The 859-nt window shown below is 34.6% G+C and carries 1 protein-coding gene; it reads right to left on the bottom strand.

Annotation, left to right across the window (positions count from 1 at the left end):
* Window positions 1-94: 94 nt before the first annotated feature.
* Window positions 95-562 carry a thermonuclease family protein gene (locus tag PL9631_RS25890; RefSeq protein WP_231516870.1) on the bottom strand — a complete coding sequence of 156 codons (468 nt, stop codon included), beginning with the start codon at window positions 560-562 and terminating at the stop codon, window positions 95-97.
* Between the last annotated feature and the right edge of the window lie 297 nt (window positions 563-859).

Raw genomic sequence — 859 nt, 5'->3', positions numbered from 1 at the left:
GCGTAGCGTGCCGGACGCATATTGCCCTTCTGTTTGAATAATGCGCTATATATAGCGTCCTTGCGTAAGTCCTGATTCTGTTATTGGGTTTATTTTAAAACAATCTCCTAACTCCAGGCAGAACAAAATCTTTATCTCCCCAAATCCCAAGGTTTCCTTGATACGCCTCATATTGTGCCATCAAGATATCCTGACAAAGTAAAATCCCTCGTTTGGGGAGATTATATCTAACTACCGGAAGTAAATCATAAGCTAATCCTTGCCTCAACAATTCAACCTGAATATTCAACTCCCTTGAACCAATAAACCAATCAGCTAATAACCTACCGTATTTATCAGCACCATAATCTTCAATAAAAAACAATTCCTTATTAGAAAATATCAAATCTTCTAAGTATTTCTTAGCTTCTTCTCCCCACTTGGTTCCTTTTTCGGGGCAATCAATCCATCGACATCTTGAATTAATTACTCCTTTTCGATGAATTATCCTGATGGTGTCTGCATCAATAATTGAATGAATCCTTACGGGAATTAGTACCATAAAAACCTCAATATTTTTCAAAAATAATGCGATATTTTTATTCTATATCGAATGTTGCGACTTTCCAACCTTGATAGGAACTTGACCAAACGTAGAGACATAAATTAATAAATATCTCTCTATCTCTACGACTCTTTTGATGTTCCTGTTGATAATAATTTTTGAGGTCACTAATAGTAAATGTTTCCTCAGCAACAACAATATTCCCATTAAGAAGATAGAATCTGATTCTTGAGTTTTCAGAAATCATCATAATATTATTAATCCTGTAAAGCTACTATTGATGGGAGTTTAACAGGTTCACCTAAATAAATTGGA

Origin of the sequence: Planktothrix paucivesiculata PCC 9631 (assembly GCF_900009265.2) — a bacterium.
In the GTDB taxonomy this organism is placed as follows: domain Bacteria; phylum Cyanobacteriota; class Cyanobacteriia; order Cyanobacteriales; family Microcoleaceae; genus Planktothrix; species Planktothrix paucivesiculata.
Note: the sequence above shows the minus strand (reverse complement) of the source record. Positions and strands in the feature narration are given on the sequence as shown.